Raw genomic sequence first — 20,421 nt, 5'->3', positions numbered from 1 at the left:
TCTGGAGCAAGCGTAGTCAACCAAGCAAGTGCTTGGTTGACTATTTCACACAAAAAATCAGGAGCGACACCGCCGACCTTGTAGGAGCGAGGCTTGCCCGCGAAGCTTTTAGCGGTTTCGAAGGCCCCTTCGCGGGCAAGCCTCGCTCCTACAAAAGCAGAAGCAAAACCCCAACCAGAGCAGAAGCAGATTACGGGTGCTTGATGCCGTTAAGCTTCATCGCCCCGATCAGCAGTTCATTGTTCTCCAGCTCGGCCAGGCCAGCGGTGCTGACTTTTTCCGGTGGATAGCCGGCGCCGTGCTGCAGGTAGCTCAGCAGGTTGCCCACCAGCGGATTGTGACTGACCAGCAGGACATCACTCACCGATACAAGCTGCTCCGCCACCTTGTCCGGATCGGTATCCGGGGTCAGCCAGTCGACCGTGCGAATCTCCGGCTCGAAACCCAGAGCCTCACGCACCAGCAAAGCCGTCTCCTGCGCTCGCAGAAGAGGGCTGGAATAAATGGCGGTAAGCGGCTTCCCGATCAATTGGGCGGCAGCGCGCAACACCTCTTCACGCCCCTTGACGGTCAATGCCCGCTCGGAGTCCGGGCGAGTACCGTGAGGTTCGGCTTCGCCATGACGCAATACCCAGAGTTTCATAGTTTTGGCTCCTCATCTCGGGCCGGATGCGGTGCTGGCGCCACGACGTGCGGGGCTTCACCTTCCGGTGTACGCGGCGTCGGCCAGTCGGCGAACGGCCAGGGTTTCTGGTCGCTGTGGAAGGCGCCGAAACGACCGATCTGCGCCAGAAACTGGCTCAGACTGTCGCCAAAATTCATCAGGCTGGCGCTCGGTGCGCCATAAATCAAACGATAGATCAGCTGCACCAACACCACCGCACCAAGGATCAACTGCGCCACTTGCCAGACCAGCACATAGACAATCATCCACAGCACCCGCAGCAGGATGGATTCGTACTTGGCTTCTACTTTCTGATCATTCATGTCTCACTCCGTTCCTATTAAGTAGAGGGTTCAGTTGAAACCGCTGGTGGAAATAAAGTCGACGTCGGTTTTCGGCTCGCCGCGCATCAGCAGTGCGATCACCTGATCAAGCGTGCGCCCTTCGAACAGAATCGCATGCAATCCGGCGACCAGCGGCATATACACGCCCGCATCCGAAGCCTTGGCCTTGAGCACCTTAAGGGTGTTCACACCTTCAGCGACTTCGCCCAGACGCGTCACCGCGTCTTCCAGGCTCAAGCCCTGGCCGAGGGCAAATCCGACCTGATAGTTGCGGCTTTTCGGCGACGAACAGGTGACGATCAGATCGCCGACACCCGCCAGGCCGAGGAAAGTCATCGGGTTGGCGCCCTGATTCACCGCGAAGCGAGTCATTTCCGCCAGTGCCCGGGTGATCAGCATGCTCTTGGTGTTTTCACCCATGCCCAACGCCACCGCCATGCCGGCGATAATGGCGTAGACGTTTTTCAGGGCTCCGCCCAGCTCTACGCCAAAGCGATCGGCGCTGGCGTACACGCGAAAGGTCCGACCATGCAGCGCTTCCTGAACCCTTTGGCAAAGCTCTTCGTCTTCGCTGGCGACCACTGTAGCGGTCAGCGCGTGTTCGGCGATTTCACGGGCCAGATTCGGGCCCGACAGCACGCCGATGCGCGCTTGCGGGGCGATCTCTTCGAGAATTTCGCTCATCAGCTTGAACGTATGGGCTTCGATCCCTTTGGTCAGGCTCACCAGCAGTTTGCCGCTCAAACGCTCGGCGTGAGGGACCAGGACCGAGCGCAGCGCGCTGGAGGGTAGCGCGACGAAGCACAGATCGCAGGCCTCCAGGGTGGCTTGCAGGTCCGTGACCGCCTCAACCGCCGGAAGAATCTTGATGCCTTTGAGGTAACGCGGGTTCTCACGATTGACCCGAATGGCCTCGGCCTGTTCGGGGTCGCGCATCCACAGCCGGACCTGATGCCCATTCTCGGCCAACAGATTAGCCACGGCGGTACCAAAACTTCCGCCTCCCAGGACCGCAATTGGGCGCTGTTCAGTCATATGCAATCCGTTAATCCATACCAGTGGCGATGCCGGCATTATACGGAGCGGCCCGGTTGCAGCCAGCCCCAGCGTCAATTACCGACACTTGTAGGAAGAAGACCAAGAAAACCGAGGAAAATGCCCACAACGTGACTGGAAAAGTATTTGCGCTCGGTTAACATGCGCGCCAACTAATCGCTATCAAGGCCGTGCCGTGTCTTTTGGCTTTCCCTATCCTCGCTCGCCGCTGGTACTGGTGCTGATTTTCAGCTCGCCATTGCTGGCCGACGACCTGTTCCTCGACAACGATCCGTTGCCGCAAGTGCTGACGGCGACCCGCCTGAAGCAGTCCCCTGCGGCCGTGCCGGGCAGCATGACAGTGATCGACAGCGAACTGATCAATGCCAGCGGCGCGCGGGATATCAGCGAGTTGTTGCGGCTGGTGCCGGGGATGATGGTCGGTAATATCAGCGGCAATCAGGGGGCGGTGAATTACCACGGCACCAACGCCAGCGAAGCGCGGCGCATGCAAGTGCTGATCGACGGTCGCTCGGTGTACCGCGCAGGCCTGGCCACGGTGGACTGGAGTGATATTCCGGTGGCCATGGAAGACATTGAGCGCATCGAGGTTTTCCGTGGCCCGAACACCGTCAGCTATGGCGCCAACGCGCTGATGGCGGTGGTCAACATCATCACTCGCAAACCGGCCGACAGCCACGGCACGCGACTGAAAGTCACCCGTGGCCAGCGCGGTATCAATGATTTCTATGCCAGCCAAGGCATGGGTTGGGACAGCGGCGACTTGCGCCTGTCGCTGTCCGGCCAGCAAGACGATGGCTTTGACTCGGACCGCACCGGCGCCGATTACCGCGACAGTCGTCGCTTGAACCGCTTCAGCCTCGCCGTCAGCCAGACGCTCAATGAAAACCAGAGCATCGACTGGCAACTGAATGCCAAGGACGGGACCAACCAGCGGCCCTATACCTACCGTCCGGTGTTCTCAGGGATTACCGATGCCGGGGACAATTCCGACGTCATCGCCAAGGACTATGCCGGCTCGCTGCGCTGGAATCTGGACATCAATCCCAATCACAGCCTTTACATTCAAGGCTCGGCGCAACACTGGGATCGTCAGCAGACTTGGCGTGCCTGCGATGCCGAGATCTCGTTCAGCCCGGAACTGACCGAGCTCTGGCAACTCAATCCGAATTACACCGAACGCCTGGCGCGCAACATGGACCGCTACACCAGTTCGGGCGCACCGGCAGGGACCGAGGCGGAACGTGCGCTGGGCAATCAGGTACTCAGGCAATGGCAAAACGGCGCCCGGCAAACCCTCTGCGGCGACATTGACCAGAGCGCCCGGGAATCGCGCTACGACCTCGAACTGCAAGACACCCTCAGCCTGTCCGACAGCCTGCGGCTGGTCAGCGGCATGAACTATCGTTACGACCGGGCCAATTCCGAGACCTACTTCAATGGCACGCTCGACGACACCACTTGGCGGGCGTTCGGCCAACTCGAGTGGCGCGCCACCGAACACTGGTTGCTGCAGGGCGGGGCGATGTACGAAGACACGCAATTGACCGGCAACTCGCTGACCCCGCGAGTGGCGGTCAATTACCTGATCAACCCGCGCCACGGCTTGCGCGCGGTGTATTCGGAAGCTATCCGCTCGCCGGACATGTTCGAGAACAACGTCAACTGGAGTTATCAGGTGACCAACCTGAGGCCCAGTGCCTATGGCCAGTCCAGCGCCCGTTATTTCGTCAAGACCCGTGGCCCCGGCGACCTCGAACAGGAACGCATGCGCTCTCGGGAGTTGGGCTACAACGGCTACTTCGCAGAGTGGGGGCTGGCAGTCGACGTGAAGCTGTTCCATGACGAAATCACCGGCATGATCAGCGAACCGCTGCGCAACAACCAATACATTGCCAGCAACTCGAACAGCTCGCGCTTCAGCGGGACTGAAACCCAGCTGGATTGGCGCGTCAGCAGCGCCGACCGCTTGCGCCTGACCTATGCCTATGTCGATGCCGAGGCGAGCAATCCGCTGGATGCACAGCAGACGGCGCGCAACAGCGGCTCCGCCGGTTGGCTACGCAACTGGGGCCACGGCTGGAACAGCGCGCTCTTCTACTATGGCGCCGACGCACTCAACGGTTACCGCTTCGAACGGCTCGACACGCGCATCGCCAAACGCATCGGTTTGGGCAAGGCCAATCTGGAACTGGCCGGGGTCCTCCAGCAACGCTTCGACAATCAGCCCACCACCTTCGTCGACAACAACTACGACGAACGCCGGGTGCTCTACTTCAGCGCGGAGCTGGAGTTCTAAGATGCAGAATCGCCCGTCACCAAAGACGCCAACCCTTGGCCGCCTGCTGGCCGGGTTGTGCCTGGTGTTTACCGGGCTACTGTGCAATCTGCCGGCACGGGCCGCCGACATTCTGTTGACCGGCGCCGAGGACAATCCCGGCGTGCAGTCTTTCGTTCAAGCCCTCAGCGAGTTGCGCCCCACCGACACTGTGCGCTTCCAGCCTGTCGCCAGCCTGCCGGCGCCAGGCCAACTGCCCGTCGACACCCGCCTGGTTCTGCTCGACTTGCCCAGCCTCGACTGGCGCCTGCAAGGCGCCCAAGGCCCGGCGACGCTGGTGCTGCGCATCAGTCGCTTGCAAGCCCGACAACGCTTGGGCAATGACCTGCCCCCACACCTGAGCTTGCTCTGGAGCGATCCGCCGCTGGAGCGACAATTGCGCTTGACCCGACTGCTGCTGCCTGAGGCCCGGCGGATCGGCGTGCTTTTCGACAGACACAGCGAATTCCTGTTGAAAGAACTGCGTCAGGCCGCCCTGCCCCTGGGCCTTGAAGTGGTCACCGAGCGTTGGGACAACACCCATGACAGCCGCCCCTTGCAGGCCCTGCTGAAAAACAGTGATGTGCTGCTGGGCCTGGACGACCCTGATCTGTACAACCCCAAAACCGTGAAAAACCTGCTGCTCAGCAGCTATGCGCGGCAATTGGCGCTGATCGGTCCCAACGCAGCCTTCGTCAGGGCCGGCAGCCTGGCCAGCACTTACAGCGACCAGAGCGATTGGCTGAAGATTCTCGACGAACTGCTCGACCGCCCCTCGAACACCTGGCCACGCGCACTTTATCCGCAACACTTCAAGGTCTTGAGCAACCCGCAAGTGGCTCGTTCATTAAGTATCGAATCGATGAATGAAGCCTCTGTCGCAACACAGCTGGCCGAAGGAGAACGCCGCCCATGACCTTCCGTCGCGGTTGGGACATCAATACCCGCACCCAGATCATCAGCCTCGGCCCGGCCTTGCTGCTGACGTTGCTGCTGATCAGTTTTTTCACCTTCGTGCGAATCCAGGACCTGCGCCAGGAGCTCAATCACACTGGTCAGTTGATCGCCAACCAACTGGCGCCGGCCACCGAATACGGCGTGATTTCGGGCAATAACGAGGTACTCGAAAGCTTGCTCAAGGCCACCCTGGCCACGCCCAATGTGCGCTTTCTGGAAGTGCAGGACAGCACCAACCGGATTCTGGTCTATGTCGAGCAACCGTCGGAAGCGCACAACCGCTCGCATCAGGTCGAAGTGTTCCAGGCACCGGTGCGCCTGCAACGCATCGCGCTCAACAATGACTTTTTCCAGAACAGTCGTACCGTCGCCAGTGCGCCGGGCGAGGATTATCTGGGCCGGGTGATCGTCGGCCTGTCCAATGACGCCTTCAACCAGCGCCAGCAGGAAATCCTCTTCAAGGCCGCGATCCTGGCCTTGTTCGCTCTGCTGTTTACGTTTCTGCTGGCTCGGCGCCTGGCCGGCAGCCTGTCGAAACCGATCCACGACATCGGCAATGCGGTCAAGGCGATCCAGGAAGGCGACTACAAAACGCCCCTGCCGATTGTCGACGACACTGAACTGGGCGCCCTGTCGCAGCACATCAACAACCTCGCCCAAGGTCTTGAACGAGCCAGTCGCGAACAGCATCAGGCCATGGCGCAATTGATCCAGACCCGCGAAGAAGCGGAAAAGGCCAACAACGCCAAATCCGATTTCCTGGCGATGATGAGTCACGAACTGCGCACACCGATGAATGGCGTGCTGGGCATGCTGCAATTGCTGGAAACCACCGAGATGACCGAGGAGCAGAGCGAGTACGCGGCGCTGGCCTCGGAATCCACCGAACACCTGCTCAAAGTGATCAACGACATTCTCGATTTCTCGCGCATCGAGCGTTCGGAACTGGAGCTGGAGCACATTCCATTCAACCTCGCGGACCTGATCAGCAGTTGCGCCCAGTCGTTCCAGCACAGCGCGGTGCAACGCGGGCTCGACCTGCAACTGCGCATCCCCGTGGACATGCGTGCCCTGCAGGTTCAGGGGGATCCGACGCGGATTCGGCAGATTCTGGTCAACCTGGTCGGCAACGCTCTGAAATTCACCGAACGGGGCCGCGTTACGATCGAACCGCAGTGGCAGTCCCTGGATCACGAACTGCTGTGGTTCACCTGCACCGTACGCGACAGCGGAATCGGCATCCCGGCCGAAAGCCTGGAGTTGATGTTCAACGCGTTTCAGCAGGCCGACAGTTCTATTTCAAGACGTTACGGCGGCACCGGACTGGGGCTGCCGATTGCCCGCACCCTGGCCGAGCGGATGGGCGGCACCTTGCGCGCGCAGAGCGAAGAAGGCGTAGGCTCGGCGTTTACCCTGGAAATCCCTTTGGCGCTGTATATGCAGCCATTGCCGGTGCTGACACCACGAGGACATACCGGTAATGACCACGGCGAAGGTCGCAATGTGCTGTTGGTGGAGGACAACCCGGTCAACCGCACCGTTGTTGAAGCAATGTTGCGCAGTCTGGGCTTTACTGTCAGCGTCGTCACCGATGGTGCACAAGCAGTGCGTAGTGCCGAGAGCATGATTTTTGAAGCGATTCTGATGGACTGCCGACTGCCGGTCATCGACGGCTACGAGGCCACCCGACAGATTCGCCGATTACCCGGCTGCGCTGACGTGCCGATCATCGCCCTGACGGCCAATGCCTTGCAGGGCGACCGTGAAGCCTGTTTATCAGCGGGAATGAACGATTACCTGGCCAAGCCCTTCAAACGCACTGATCTGCAGCAAATTCTGCAACGATGGGTGCAGTAGTACAGGCCTTTCGGCTATCTGCGACTGGCGTGAACGACGAAAGTGCGGCAGTCTTAGGCACCCGAACAGGCCCGAAAAGGGGCTTGAATAATAATTTCAGTGCACAAGTGTACATTCATGTCCTTGGTGCTGTGACTTTCACCACAACGCAATAGTCTATGAGTAGGCTGCTGACTCGAGGCATGAACGCTTCGATCGGCCGGGAAGATTCGCCCCCACCCTGCCGCATGGACTATTGAGGAGCTCGCATGACCAAACAAAACGCCTTTACTCGGGAAGACCTGCTGCGCTGCAGTCGCGGTGAGCTGTTCGGCCCAGGTAACGCGCAACTGCCCGCCCCGAACATGCTGATGGTCGATCGCATTACCCTGATCAGCGAAGAAGGTGGCAAGTACGGCAAAGGTGAATTGGTCGCCGAGCTGGATATCACTCCGGACCTGTGGTTTTTCGCCTGCCATTTCGAAGGTGATCCGGTGATGCCGGGCTGCCTGGGCCTCGATGCCATGTGGCAACTGGTCGGTTTCTTCCTCGGCTGGCAAGGTCTGCCGGGCCGCGGTCGCGCCCTGGGTTCGGGCGAAGTGAAATTCTTTGGCCAGGTACTGCCGACTGCCAAGAAAGTCACCTATAACATCCATATCAAACGCGTCCTCAAAGGCAAGCTGAACATGGCCATTGCCGATGGTTCGGTGACCGTCGACGGCCGCGAAATCTACACCGCCGAAGGCCTTCGGGTCGGCGTTTTCACCTCCACTGACAACTTCTAAGGGTTATCCGCATGCGCCGCGTCGTTATCACTGGTCTGGGCATCGTTTCGTGCCTGGGCAATGACAAAGAGACCGTCTCCGCTAACCTGCGTGCAAGCCGCCCTGGCATCCGGTTCAACCCGGAATATGCCGAAATGGGTCTGCGTAGCCAGGTTTCCGGCTCCATTGACCTTCCCCTCGAAGAGCTGATCGATCGCAAGATCTTTCGCTTCGTCGGCCACGCGGCGGCTTACGCCTATCTGGCCATGAAAGATGCCATCGCAGACTCCGGCCTGACCGAAGAACAGGTTTCCAACGTTCGTACCGGCCTGATCGCCGGCTCCGGTGGCGCGTCGACCTTGAACCAGATGGAAGCGCTGGACATCCTGCGCGAGAAAGGCGTCAAACGCGTAGGCCCGTACCGCGTCACGCGGACCATGGGCAGCACCGTTTCGGCTTGCCTGGCCACGCCGTTCAAGATCAAGGGCGTGAACTACTCGATCTCTTCCGCCTGCGCCACCAGTGCTCACTGCATCGGTAACGCTGTGGAGCAGATCCAGTTGGGCAAACAGGACATCGTGTTCGCCGGCGGCGGTGAAGAAGAGCATTGGAGCCAATCGTTCCTGTTCGACGCCATGGGCGCATTGTCCAGCCAGTACAACGAAACCCCGGAAAAAGCTTCCCGTGCCTACGACGCCAAGCGTGACGGTTTCGTCATCGCCGGCGGTGGCGGCATGGTCGTGGTCGAAGAGCTGGAACACGCTCTGGCCCGCGGCGCGAAGATCTACGCGGAAATCGTTGGCTACGGCGCGACCTCCGACGGCTACGACATGGTCGCCCCAAGCGGCGAAGGCGCCATCCGCTGCATGCAGATGGCCATGTCCACCGTCGACACACCGATCGACTACCTGAACACCCACGGCACTTCGACTCCGGTCGGCGACGTCATGGAAATGAAAGGTGTGCGTGAAGTGTTCGGCGACAAGGCCCCGGCCATCAGCTCCACCAAGAGCCTGTCGGGTCACTCCCTGGGCGCTGCCGGCGTTCACGAAGCGATCTACTGCCTGCTGATGATGGAAGGCAACTTCATGGCGGGTTCCGCCAACATCGACGAACTGGACCCGGAAGTGGCAGACATGCCGATCCTGACCAAGACTCGTGAAGACGCCACCATCAACACCGTGATGAGCAACAGCTTCGGTTTCGGTGGCACCAACGCTACGCTGGTGCTGAAGCGCTGGCAGGGTGAGTAATACCCCGCCGCTTCGCTTCAAATAAAAACGCCCCGACTGGTTCGGGGCGTTTTTTTTGCCTGCAAATTGGCTCCGGGGATCGCTTTTCGTAGGAGCCAGGCTTGCCGGCGAAGGCGTACTCAAGGACGCCTTCGCCGGCAAGCCTGGCTCCTACGGGTATTGTGTTCAGTCCGCGATTTCGCCCTCATGAACATGAAACCTTTGTCATGAAACTTTAGGGCCTGCGACCGAATGCCGCGTATTTCGCGGGCTGCAGGACTTTTGCTAATTCTGACAAAAATGGGTTGCCGAACTCTGTCGTTTACTTAGCCAGCTAACAAAATATATAACAAAGGCCTGCACACGCCTTGCTGCAGATAACAGAGATTGGAGCTAGCAGATGACTGTAAAAGTAACTGAACGCGACGATTCACATATGTCCCACGAAGGCATCGCCGCCGGTATCCGCATCTGGGATGTACATCAGCAGGACATGCTGGTTGGGATGTTTCACTCCGAGACTGACGCCCAAAATTACAGGGTCGAGCTGGAGCTGCAGGAGCACAAGCGCGAGGCCGCTAACGCCTGAGACATATTCCAGCCGCCGAGCCCCAGCCTGCTTGAACCGCCACAAGCAGGCTGTAGCCATTCGTTGCGTTCTCAGGCGATAGGGATTGTCGTCAAATAAAGATTCTCGTCAATGACTTGCGACGGGACAATTTCGACGATATCGCCGTTCTCAAGTCTTGCAACCTCGCACTCACCACTGCCCATGCTGTCATTCCTGATGGAAAACTGGATGGAGGATGAGTGACGCTTGAAGTAGTTGAAATGCATGCCGCTCGCAATCAGAAAGTCGATTTTCGCATCCACGAGTTCGATTTCGCTATCACGCTCACCGTCTTTCTGCGCGATGTAATCGAGACACAGATTGATGCCAAACGGACAACCGGGTACCAGACTGTTCACAAACTTTGTCCCGTAACCACCAAAACAACTATGCTCTGCCTGTACACTGCTGAGACTCTTAACTTTTATCAGAACCTCATCGAATAACTTGAACGTCAAGTATTCGTTTTCCGCAGCTGCATGCTCTCCAAAATCGACACTCGACACATACCGTTTCGGCCACATCGACATGAGCGGCGTATGGACTTCGTACTCTTTATTAGTCATCGCCAGTAAGTAATTTATAACATCGTAGTAACTGACTTCGCCCTCCCCGACTTTAATCAGCGTCGCACAACTTCCGGCCAGCAAAACTATCTTGCCGTACTCTTCAACGGGCAAATCGACCATCAGCGATTTCACGTAGACGGGGACTTTCTCCAGGTAAGCGGTAGTCAGTTCGTGAAGCTCTTCTTCGCTGTCGATTTCGCGCCACGGGACGTTCCAGAAAAACTCTGGAAGGGTAAAGAACAGGCACTCCGCGCCCGGACAGATCTCACGTGACGCCCGCGCCGCGATCTCGATTTTCCGGCGTGTCTCAGCGACGCGGATATCCAGCTCGCTGGTTACATAATCGGTGATGGATTGATGGGGCGCGCGCACATTCGAAAAATTTGAGGTAAACATAGGCTGACGCAAAGAAGCTATGTTGATATCCATTATTAATATCCCTAAGTGATCTAATTAAAATTCATTCTCCCGAGACAAAAAAACACGCATTCGGCTAACTACCGACCACCGAGCCAAACAAGCGCAATTAATTTTCCGAACAAAGAAAACCCGAAAGATCGTAGCGATACGCTCTTTCGGGTTCAATGCATTACTTGAGCAATACTTTAGTTGATGTGTCTGAACTTCATTACCACATCAGATCATCAGGAATCTGATAAGCCGCGTACGGATCGTCTTCGACGCTGACTTCTTCCGTCTGCACATTCAGCTGCACGATGCGCTGTGGATCGCGCTCCTGAATCTTCAGCGCCGCTTCACGAGGGATTACTTCGTAACCGCCGGCGTAATGCACGATCGCCAGCGAGCCGCTGCTTAGTTTGTTGCGCATCAGCGTATTGACGGAGATGCGCTTGACCTTCTTGTCGTCGACGAAGTTGTAGTAGTCCTCGGTGGTCAGCTTGGGCAGGCGCGAGACTTCGATCAATTGCTTGACCTGGGCGGCGCGGGCCTTCGCTTCGGCCTTCTCTTGCTGCTGGCGGTTCAGCTCCTGGTCGCGCTTGACCTTCTCGGCCATGGCTTCCTGAGCGGCACGCTGCTGGGAGTCATCGAGTTCGATCTGACCTTTGTGGGCCAGACGTTGCTGCTTCTGCTTCTCTTTGCCGACCTGTTTGGCCTGCTTTTGATTGACCAGCCCTGCTTTGAGCAACTGGTCGCGAAGGGAAATGCTCATGGTGCTTATTTCTCACTTAGGCAACTGCTCAACCGCAGCTGGGCAAATTCTTTTCCTGACGTTTGGCTTCGCCCCACAAGGCGTCCAACTCTTCTAGGGTGCAATCTTCTATGGGACGGTGGGTGTCGCGCAATGCCTGTTCGATAAATCGGAAGCGTCTTTCAAACTTTGAGTTCGCGCCGCGCAGTGCGGTTTCCGGATCGACCTTGAGATGCCGTGCCAGATTGACCACGGAAAACAGCAGGTCGCCGACTTCATCGGCAATCGCTGCGGGGTCATTGTCGGCCATGGCTTCGAGTATTTCATCGAGCTCTTCGCGAACCTTGTCGAGCACCGGCAAGGCGTCCGGCCAGTCGAAACCGACCTGCCCCGCGCGCTTCTGCAGTTTTGCCGAACGGGACAGCGCTGGCAACGCGGCAGGCACGTCGTCGAGCAAGGACAACTGCTGCGGCGCCGAAGACTTCTCGGCGCGTTCTTCAGCCTTGATCTCTTCCCAGCGTTGTTTGACCTGCTCTTCATTCAGACGCGGGATGTCCAGCTGCGCATACAGATCACCGGTGGGGAACACGTGAGGATGACGGCGGATCAGCTTGCGCGTGATGCTGTCGACCACGCCATCGAATTCGAAGCGCCCTTCTTCCCGGGCCAGTTGGCTGTAATAAACCACCTGGAACAACAAGTCGCCCAACTCCCCCTGCAAATGATCGAAGTCCCCGCGCTCGATGGTGTCGGCGACTTCGTAGGCCTCTTCCAGGGTGTGCGGGACGATGGTCGCGTAGGTTTGCTTGATGTCCCACGGGCAGCCGTATTGCGGGTCGCGCAGGCGGTTCATCAGGTGCAACAGATCTTCAAGTGAATACATCTTTTATCAATCTCTACATACCTGTAGGAGCGAGGCTTGCCCGCGAAGGCGGTGTTTCAGGTATGCCGCCTTCGCGGGCAAGCCTCGCTCCTACAGTCACCATCAATTTCCGTGCAGGTCTCTCACGGTGTGCGGTTACGCCGGGTTTCGATGATGTTCGGCAACTGGGAAATCCGCCCCAGCAACCGTCCCAACGCATCCAGCCCCGGAATCTCGATGGTCAGGGACATCAACGCCGTGTTGTCCTCTTTGTTCGAACGGGTGTTGACCGCCAGCACGTTGATCCGCTCGTTGAGCAGCACCTGCGACACGTCACGCAACAGACCGGAACGGTCGTAGGCGCGGATGATGATGTCCACCGGATAGGTGAGCACCGGCACCGGCCCCCAACTGACCTGGATGATCCGCTCTGGCTCGCGTCCGGCCAGTTGCAGCACCGAGGCGCAATCCTGACGGTGAATGCTCACGCCACGGCCCTGGGTGATGTAACCGACGATCGCGTCCCCCGGCAACGGCTGGCAGCAGCCGGCCATCTGGGTCATCAGGTTGCCCACTCCCTGGATCTGAATGTCGCCGCGCTTGCCCGGTTTGTAGCCGGTGGCTTTACGTGGGATCAGTTCCAGCTGTTCGTTGCCGCGTTCCGGCTCGACCAGTTGCTGCGCCAGGTTCACCAATTGCGCCAGACGCAAATCGCCTGCACCCAATGCGGCGAACATGTCCTCGGCGGTCTTCATGTTGGCCTTCTCGGCCAGCTTGTCGAAGTCCACCTGCGGCAGGCCGAGGCGATTGAGTTCGCGCTCGAGCAAGGTTTTACCGGCCGCGACGTTCTGATCGCGGGCCTGCAATTTGAACCAGTGAACGATCTTCGCCCGCGCCCGCGAGGTGGTGATGTAACCCAGGTTCGGGTTCAGCCAGTCGCGGCTCGGAGTGCCGTGCTTGCTGGTGATGATCTCGACCTGTTCACCGGTTTGCAGGCTGTAGTTGAGCGGCACGATCCGCCCGTTGATCTTGGCGCCGCGGCAGTTATGACCGATTTCGGTGTGCACGCGATAGGCAAAGTCCAGCGGTGTCGCGCCCTTCGGCAAGTCGATGGCGTGACCGTCCGGGGTAAAGATGTAAACCCGGTCCGGCTCGATATCGACCCGCAGTTGTTCGGCAAGGCCACCAATATCACCCAGCTCTTCGTGCCACTCGAGCACCTGACGCAGCCAGGAGATTTTCTCTTCGTAGTGGTTCGAGCCGGACTTGACGTCGGTGCCTTTGTATTTCCAGTGGGCGCAAACCCCCAGCTCGGCTTCTTCGTGCATCGCATGGGTGCGGATCTGCACTTCCAGCACCTTGCCTTCAGGGCCGATTACCGCGGTGTGCAGTGAGCGGTAGCCGTTCTCTTTCGGGTTGGCGATGTAGTCGTCGAACTCTTTCGGGATGTGCCGCCACAGCGTGTGAACAATGCCGAGCGCCGTGTAGCAGTCGCGCATTTCCGGCACCAGCACGCGAACCGCGCGCACGTCATAGATCTGGCTGAATTCCAGACCCTTGCGCTGCATTTTGCGCCAGATCGAATAGATGTGTTTGGCACGGCCGCTGATGTCGGCATCGACGCCGGTGGCCTGCAACTCGTCTTTGAGTTGGGTCATGACGTCGGCGATAAAGCGTTCGCGATCCAGCCGCCGCTCGTGGAGCAACTTGGCGATCTGCTTGTACTGGTCGGGCTCAAGGTAACGGAAGGACAAGTCCTCCAGTTCCCACTTGATATGACCGATGCCGAGGCGGTGGGCGAGCGGCGCGTAAATGTCGAAGACTTCACGGGCGACGCGGTTGCGCTTCTCGTCGTCGGCGGTTTTCACCGCGCGGATCGCACAGGTGCGCTCGGCCAGTTTGATCAGCGCGACGCGCACGTCGTCGACCATGGCCACGAGCATTTTGCGCAGGTTTTCCACCTGGCCTTGAGTGCCCAGCACCAGGGATTGACGGGGGCTCAGGCTGGCGCTGATTGCCGCCATGCGCAACACGCCGTCGATGAGTTTGGCGACCACCGGACCGAAGCGCTGGCTGACCGCCGGCAACTGGATCTGGCCTTCGCGCACGCCGCGGTACAGCACCGCTGCGACCAACGAGTCCTGGTCGAGTTTGAGGTCGGCGAGAATCTCGGCGATCTCAAGGCCCGTGCGAAAACTCGAGGTCCCTTCGGACCACAGATTCTTCGCCGCATTGGCTTGTTGTTCGGCCTCGCGAGCGAACTCGCAGGCTTCCTTCAAGGCTTCGCGATCCAGTGCCAGATCGACACTGACCGCATGATCGAGCCAAGCCTCGAGGTTGATACTGCCGTCAGTGTTGATCGGCTGGTGTGCTCTCACCTGTACCATCTTGCTTACCTTCCCTACGACGCAGATTCAATGCGTCAAATCGCTGACCTTCGCTGCCCGTGTGCACTCGCGGGGCTAAGACGAATGCGCTTTGCACGAGCGGGTCAGTCGGACCAGACGAGCCGTCCTAGCTCGCTTCAAATAACGCCATGGCCTCGACATGTGCCGTCTGAGGAAACATATCGAGAATCCCGGCACGTTTTAACCGGTAGCCCTGCTTGATCAATTCGACTGTGTCGCGCGCCAGCGTTGCCGGGTTGCATGACACATACACCAATCGTTTGGCGCCCAGGGACGCCAGCTTGCGCACCACCTCGAAAGCACCGTCGCGAGGTGGGTCCAAGAGTACCGCACAAAAGCCTTCATCGGCCCATTCAGCATCGGCCAAAGGCTGGGATAAATCGGCCTGAAAAAACTTCACGTTATGCAGATTATTGCTGACAGCATTTGCGGCGGCACGCTCGACCATCGCCTGCACGCCCTCCACCGCCACCACTTCGCGAACGGTTTTGGCCAGCGGCAAGGCAAAGTTGCCCAACCCACAAAACAGGTCCAGAACCCGTTCATCAGATTTCGGCGCCAACCATGCCAACGCCTGGGCGACCATCGCTTCGTTGACCCCGGCGTTGACCTGAATGAAATCTCCCGGCCGATACGCCAGGTTCAAGTCCCACTGTTCAAGGCGATAGCCCAGCGACTGATCGGCCTCGACCGGTTGCGGCTCGCCGTCGCCATGCAGCCACAACTGGGCTTCATGGAACGCGCAGAATTCCTTGAGGATGGTCATGTCGGCTTCGGACAACGGCGCCATGTGCCGCAGCAATACCGCCAATGACGAACCGCTGAACAACTCCACATGTCCCAGTGCCTGAGGTTTGCTCAAGCGCCGCAGCATCTCCGGCAAGCGGGTCATGATCGGTTGCAAGGGCTGTACCAGCACCGGGCATTCGTTGATGGCGACGATGTCCTGACTACCGGCAGCGCGGAAGCCGACTTCGAGTTTTTTCGCTTTCATGTCCCAACGCACCGCCACTCGGGCGCGACGACGGTAGCCGAATTCCGGACCGCTCAACGGCGCTGCCCACTCTTCAGGTTCGACACCGGCAACCCGCGACAATTGCTCGGCGAGCATGCGCTGTTTCAGGGCGAGCTGTTCGTTGTGGGGCAAATGCTGCACGCTGCAACCGCCACAACGACCGGCATGAGCGCACGGTGCCGGGCGGCGTAATTCACTGGCCTGGAACACGCGCTCGGTGCGTGCCTCGACCACTTTGCCGTGGGCACCCAAGACCCGCGCCTCAATGTCTTCACCGGCCAATGCGCCGATGACGAACCAGGTGCGACCTTCGAAAAACGCGATACCGCGACCGTCATTGGCCAGGCGCTCGATGGTCAAGCGCTGCTTTTTGCCGGTCGGGACTTGCGGGGCCTTGCTGCCGCCCGTGGGCTGGAAGCGCAGGCCTCTCTCTTGCTTGGCCATCAGTTGGGCGCGTCGAAAATGCCGGTCGACAAGTAACGGTCGCCACGGTCGCAAATGATCGCGACGATCACCGCGTTTTCAACTTCTTTGGACAGACGCAGCATCGCCGCCACGGCACCGCCCGAGGACACGCCGCAGAAGATGCCTTCTTCGCGCGCCAGACGACGGGTCACGTCTTCCGCTTCGCTTTGCGCCATGTCGACGATCCGGTCCACGCGCTCGGCCTGGTAGATCTTCGGCAGGTATTCCTGCGGCCAGCGACGGATGCCCGGAATCGCCGAGCCTTCCATCGGTTGCAGCCCGATGATCTGCACGTTGTCGTTCTGCTCTTTCAAGTAGCGCGAAACGCCCATGATGGTGCCGGTGGTGCCCATCGAGCTGACAAAATGCGTGATGGTGCCTTCGGTCTGACGCCAGATTTCCGGACCGGTGGTGGTGTAATGCGCTTCAGGGTTGTCCCCGTTGGCGAACTGATCCAGCACCTTGCCGCGGCCTTCAGCTTCCATTCGCTGGGCGAGGTCGCGAGCGCCTTCCATGCCTTCTTCCTGACTGACCAGAATCAGCTCGGCGCCATAGGCCGTCATCGCGGCTTTACGCTCGGCGCTGGAGTTGTCCGGCATGATCAGGATCATCTTGTAACCCTTGATCGCGGCAGCCATCGCCAGGGCGATCCCGGTGTTGCCCGAGGTCGCTTCGATCAGCGTGTCGCCGGCATGGATCTGCCCGCGCAATTCGGCGCGAGTGATCATCGACAGCGCTGGACGGTCCTTGACCGAACCCGCTGGATTGTTCCCTTCAAGCTTGAGCAAAAGGGTATTGCTGGTGGCGCCAGGCAGGCGCTGCAAACGGACCAGCGGAGTGTTGCCGACGCAATCGGCGATGGTTGGGTACTGCAAGGTCATGGCGTATTCGCAATCCAGACTGCGGGGGCGCCTATCATACCGGCAAACGTGCGCAGGCCATATCACGCAAAGTAAGGGGCTTATGGCGAATGGGAATAAGGGTGGGTTTGTATTGAATGTGAGGCCCATCGCGGGCAAGCCCGCTCCCAGAGGGTTTGGAGTTGATCACGTAATTGGTGGCAGACACACATTACCTGTGGGAGCGGGCTTGCTCGCGAAAGCGGTGGGTCAGGCAACATCAATGTTTACTGTGCCGCCGTCTTCGCGAGCAAGCCCGCTCCCACATGGATTGCGCTTAACTGACCGGCATTGGGGCTTGCCCGCGAAGGCGTCAGCACTGAACTGGCCGACGAATGACGACATCAATTTTACGAAGATTGCCCGCATGCAAATCGCTACACTGCGCAGGTGGCGCGTGCCGGATGCATGTGCAGGTCAATAAACAGCTGGATGCGGGAGAAATGCGTGCTCAAGAAACTGGGAATTAAAGGCCGCGTGCTGTTGCTGACCCTGTTGCCGACCACCCTGATGGCGCTGGTTCTTGGCGGCTATTTCACCTGGATGCAGCAATCGGATCTGCAATCCCAACTCATGCAGCGCGGCGAAATGATTACCGAACAGCTGGCACCGCTGGTGGCCCCGGCCATGGGTCGCAAAGACAACGACCTGCTGGAACGCATCGCCACCCAGTTCCTGGAACAAACCGACGTGCGCGCGGTGACTTTCCTCGCCCCCGACCGCACACAGCTGGCCCATGCCGGCCCGACCATGCTCAATCAGGCTCCGTTGGGCAGCGGTTCACAGCTGCTGCGCCGCAGTGGCAATGACGCCACGCGCTACCTGTTGCCGGTATTCGGCAAACATCGCAACCTGGCCGGCGACCTGATCCCCGATGAAGCCGACCGCTTGCTGGGCTGGGTCGAACTCGAACTGTCACACAGTGGCATGTTGCTGCGCGGTTACCGCAGTCTGTTCGCCAGCCTGCTGCTGATCGGCGCAGGCCTGATCGGTGCGGCGCTGTTGGCGTTGCGCATGGGCCGGACCATCAACCGGCCGCTGAGCCAGATCAAACAAGCCGTGGCACAGCTCAAGGACGGTCATCTGGAAACCCGCTTGCAGCCCCTCGGCAGCCAGGAGCTGGATGAACTGGCGTCCGGCATCAACCGCATGGCCGGAACCCTGCAGAACGCTCAGGAAGAATTGCAAAACAGCGTCGACCAGGCCACCGAAGACGTGCGTCAGAACCTGGAAACCATCGAGATCCAGAACATAGAGCTGGACCTTGCGCGCAAGGAGGCCCTAGAGGCGAGCCGGATCAAATCCGAGTTCCTGGCCAACATGAGCCATGAAATCCGCACACCGCTCAATGGCATTCTCGGCTTCACCCATTTGCTGCAAAAAAGCGAATTGACCCCGCGCCAGCTCGATTACCTGGGCACCATCGAAAAATCCGCCGACAGCTTGCTGGGGATCATCAACGAGATTCTCGACTTCTCGAAAATCGAGGCCGGCAAACTGGTGCTCGATCATATTCCGTTCAACCTGCGCGACCTGCTGCAAGACACCTTGAACATCCTTGCCCCGGCAGCCCACGCCAAAGAGCTTGAGCTGGTGAGCCTGGTTTATCGCGATACGCCCTTGTCGCTGGTGGGCGATCCGCTGCGACTCAAGCAGATTCTCACCAACCTTGTGAGCAACGCGATCAAGTTCACCCGCGAAGGCACCATCGTCGCCCGGGCCATGCTCGAAGAAGAGCATGAAGACAGCGTACAACTGCGCATCAGTATTCAGGACACCGGCATTGGCCTGTCGAATCAGGACGTGCGCGCCTTGTTCCAGGCTTTCAGCCAGGCCGATAACTCGCTGTCCCGGCAACCTGGCGGCACCGGCCTGGGGCTGGTGATTTCCAAACGCCTGATCGAACAGATGGGCGGCGAGATCGGCGTCGACAGCACACCGGGTGAAGGCTCGGAATTCTGGATCAGCCTGAGCCTGCCCAAAACCCGCGACGACGCCGAAGACCTGCCCGGGCCCCCCTTGCTCGGTAATCGGGTGGCGGTGTTGGAAAACCATGAGCTGGCCCGTCAGGCCTTGCAGCATCAACTGGAAGACTGCGGCCTGGCAGTCACACCCTTCAATACCCTGGAAAGCCTGGCCAATGGCGTGACCAGCGCCCATCAGACCGATCAGGCCATCGGTCTGGCAGTGCTCGGCATCACCAGCAACGACATGCCGCCAGAGCGCCTCAACCAGCATATCTGGGACCTCGAACACCTGGGCTGCAGAGTGTTGGTGCTGTGCCCGACCACCGAACTGACGCTGTTCCACCTCTCGGTGCCCAACCCACACAGCCAGCTGCAGTCCAAACCGGCCTGCACGCGCAAACTGCGTCGGGCCCTGTCCGATATGGTCAACCCGCGCCAGCAGCGCAGCGACCCCGGCGAACCGCTTTCCAGCCGCGCGCCGAAGGTCCTTTGCGTCGACGACAACCCGGCCAATCTGCTGCTGGTGCAAACCCTGCTCGAAGACATGGGCGCCAAGGTGCTCGCGGTGGAAAGCGGTTGTGCCGCGGTCAAGGCCGTGCAGAACGAGACCTTCGACTTGGTGCTGATGGACGTGCAGATGCCCGGCATGGATGGACGCCAAAGCACCGAAGCCATTCGCCAGTGGGAAAGCGAGCGGCATTGCACGCCATTGCCGATCGTTGCCCTCACCGCCCACGCAATGGCCAACGAAAAACGCGCATTGCTGCAAAGCGGCATGGATGACTACCTGACCAAACCCATCAGCGAACGGCAACTGGCGCAGGTGGTGTTGAAATGGACCGGCCTGGCATTGCGCAATCTGGGGCCGGAACGTTCCAGCGAGAGCAACAATGGTAATGACTTGCAGGTGCTCGATCACGACGAAGGCCTGCGCCTGGCGGCTGGCAAGGCCGATCTGGCGGCGGATATGCTGGCAATGCTCCTGGCTTCCCTGGAAGCCGACCGCGAGGCCATCCGCGTCGCCCGTGAAGCCAATGACCAGAATGCGCTGATCGAGCGGGTCCATCGCCTGCATGGAGCGACCCGTTATTGCGGCGTCCCGCAACTGCGCGCCGCCTGCCAGCGCAGTGAAACCCTACTCAAGCAACAGGACCCGAAAGCCCCTGGCGCGCTGGAAGAACTCGAACGAGCCATCAATCGCCTGGCCGCCCAGGCGCGCATCAATGCCTGATGCAGCGCAATAACGCTGGGCACCTTGAAGGCTAAGCTCAGGCTTTTGTAGCAGCTGCCGAAGGCTGCGTTCGGC

The 20,421-nt window shown here is 59.5% G+C and carries 16 protein-coding genes; 7 read left to right on the top strand and 9 right to left on the bottom strand.

Going from position 1 to position 20,421, the window contains the following annotated elements; translation table 11 throughout:
* Window positions 1–190: 190 nt before the first annotated feature.
* Genes sixA through NHU87_RS12335 form a run of 3 tightly spaced genes read right to left on the bottom strand, consistent with a single transcriptional unit; the run spans window position 191 to window position 2,043 of the window.
* A complete protein-coding gene (gene sixA, locus NHU87_RS12345) occupies window positions 191–643 on the bottom strand; it encodes a phosphohistidine phosphatase SixA (protein ID WP_253548640.1) in 453 nt (150 codons plus the stop codon).
* Entirely contained in the window at window positions 640–987 is a 348-nt protein-coding gene (locus tag NHU87_RS12340) for a DUF4389 domain-containing protein (RefSeq protein ID WP_253548638.1), read from the bottom strand. Before NHU87_RS12340 ends, sixA begins: the two co-directional genes overlap by 4 nt.
* 30 nt (window positions 988–1,017) lie before the next feature.
* Window positions 1,018–2,043: an NAD(P)H-dependent glycerol-3-phosphate dehydrogenase gene (locus tag NHU87_RS12335; RefSeq protein WP_253548636.1), complete on the bottom strand. Its 1,026-nt coding sequence runs from the start codon at window positions 2,041–2,043 to the stop codon at window positions 1,018–1,020.
* A gap of 196 nt (window positions 2,044–2,239) precedes the next feature.
* On the opposite strand from NHU87_RS12335, the gene NHU87_RS12330 reads away from it, so the two are divergent.
* The 6 genes from NHU87_RS12330 to NHU87_RS12305 all read left to right on the top strand — a co-directional run bounded on the left by NHU87_RS12330 (window position 2,240) and on the right by NHU87_RS12305 (window position 9,759).
* A complete protein-coding gene (locus NHU87_RS12330; protein ID WP_253548634.1) occupies window positions 2,240–4,363 on the top strand; it encodes a TonB-dependent receptor plug domain-containing protein in 2,124 nt (707 codons plus the stop codon).
* 1 nt (window position 4,364) lies between these two features.
* Complete coding sequence (locus NHU87_RS12325; RefSeq protein ID WP_253548632.1) at window positions 4,365–5,297, top strand: ABC transporter substrate-binding protein; 933 nt, start codon at window positions 4,365–4,367, stop codon at window positions 5,295–5,297.
* Window positions 5,294–7,195 (top strand): ATP-binding protein, encoded by a 1,902-nt coding sequence (locus NHU87_RS12320; RefSeq protein ID WP_253548630.1) that lies wholly within the window; start codon window positions 5,294–5,296, stop codon window positions 7,193–7,195. Before NHU87_RS12325 ends, NHU87_RS12320 begins: the two co-directional genes overlap by 4 nt.
* 248 nt (window positions 7,196–7,443) lie before the next feature.
* Window positions 7,444–7,959, top strand: a complete 516-nt coding sequence (fabA, locus tag NHU87_RS12315; protein WP_018926285.1) for a 3-hydroxyacyl-[acyl-carrier-protein] dehydratase FabA — start codon at window positions 7,444–7,446, stop codon at window positions 7,957–7,959.
* 11 nt (window positions 7,960–7,970) lie between these two features.
* The gene (gene fabB / locus NHU87_RS12310) at window positions 7,971–9,191 is read left to right on the top strand and encodes a beta-ketoacyl-ACP synthase I (RefSeq protein WP_253548628.1); all 1,221 of its coding nucleotides are present in this window, start codon (window positions 7,971–7,973) and stop codon (window positions 9,189–9,191) included.
* A gap of 379 nt (window positions 9,192–9,570) precedes the next feature.
* Window positions 9,571–9,759 carry a hypothetical protein gene (locus tag NHU87_RS12305; RefSeq protein ID WP_253548626.1) on the top strand — a complete coding sequence of 63 codons (189 nt, stop codon included), beginning with the start codon at window positions 9,571–9,573 and terminating at the stop codon, window positions 9,757–9,759.
* Between the two features lie 71 nt (window positions 9,760–9,830).
* Here the strand turns inward: NHU87_RS12305 and NHU87_RS12300 are convergent, their stop codons facing one another.
* The 6 genes from NHU87_RS12300 to cysM all read right to left on the bottom strand — a co-directional run bounded on the left by NHU87_RS12300 (window position 9,831) and on the right by cysM (window position 17,130).
* Complete coding sequence (locus NHU87_RS12300) at window positions 9,831–10,778, bottom strand: hypothetical protein (RefSeq protein ID WP_253548624.1); 948 nt, start codon at window positions 10,776–10,778, stop codon at window positions 9,831–9,833.
* 199 nt (window positions 10,779–10,977) lie between these two features.
* Window positions 10,978–11,520 (bottom strand): DUF2058 domain-containing protein, encoded by a 543-nt coding sequence (locus tag NHU87_RS12295; RefSeq protein WP_253548622.1) that lies wholly within the window; start codon window positions 11,518–11,520, stop codon window positions 10,978–10,980.
* A 28-nt stretch (window positions 11,521–11,548) separates the two neighbouring features.
* Window positions 11,549–12,382, bottom strand: a complete 834-nt coding sequence (gene mazG, locus NHU87_RS12290) for a nucleoside triphosphate pyrophosphohydrolase (protein WP_253548620.1) — start codon at window positions 12,380–12,382, stop codon at window positions 11,549–11,551.
* A 122-nt stretch (window positions 12,383–12,504) separates the two neighbouring features.
* The gene (gene relA / locus NHU87_RS12285; RefSeq protein WP_008074961.1) at window positions 12,505–14,748 is read right to left on the bottom strand and encodes a GTP diphosphokinase; all 2,244 of its coding nucleotides are present in this window, start codon (window positions 14,746–14,748) and stop codon (window positions 12,505–12,507) included.
* Window positions 14,749–14,875: 127 nt separating this feature from the next.
* The gene (rlmD, locus tag NHU87_RS12280) at window positions 14,876–16,228 is read right to left on the bottom strand and encodes a 23S rRNA (uracil(1939)-C(5))-methyltransferase RlmD (protein ID WP_253548619.1); all 1,353 of its coding nucleotides are present in this window, start codon (window positions 16,226–16,228) and stop codon (window positions 14,876–14,878) included.
* Window positions 16,228–17,130 (bottom strand): cysteine synthase CysM, encoded by a 903-nt coding sequence (gene cysM / locus NHU87_RS12275; protein ID WP_007899067.1) that lies wholly within the window; start codon window positions 17,128–17,130, stop codon window positions 16,228–16,230. Before cysM ends, rlmD begins: the two co-directional genes overlap by 1 nt.
* Before the next feature lie 465 nt (window positions 17,131–17,595).
* Here cysM and NHU87_RS12270 point away from each other — a divergent pair, with 465 nt between their 5' ends.
* The gene (locus tag NHU87_RS12270) at window positions 17,596–20,346 is read left to right on the top strand and encodes a response regulator (protein ID WP_253548617.1); all 2,751 of its coding nucleotides are present in this window, start codon (window positions 17,596–17,598) and stop codon (window positions 20,344–20,346) included.
* Window positions 20,347–20,421 lie beyond the last annotated feature (75 nt).

Origin of the sequence: Pseudomonas mandelii (assembly GCF_024138395.1) — a bacterium.
Classification (GTDB): domain Bacteria; phylum Pseudomonadota; class Gammaproteobacteria; order Pseudomonadales; family Pseudomonadaceae; genus Aquipseudomonas; species Aquipseudomonas mandelii_E.
Note: the sequence above shows the minus strand (reverse complement) of the source record. Positions and strands in the feature narration are given on the sequence as shown.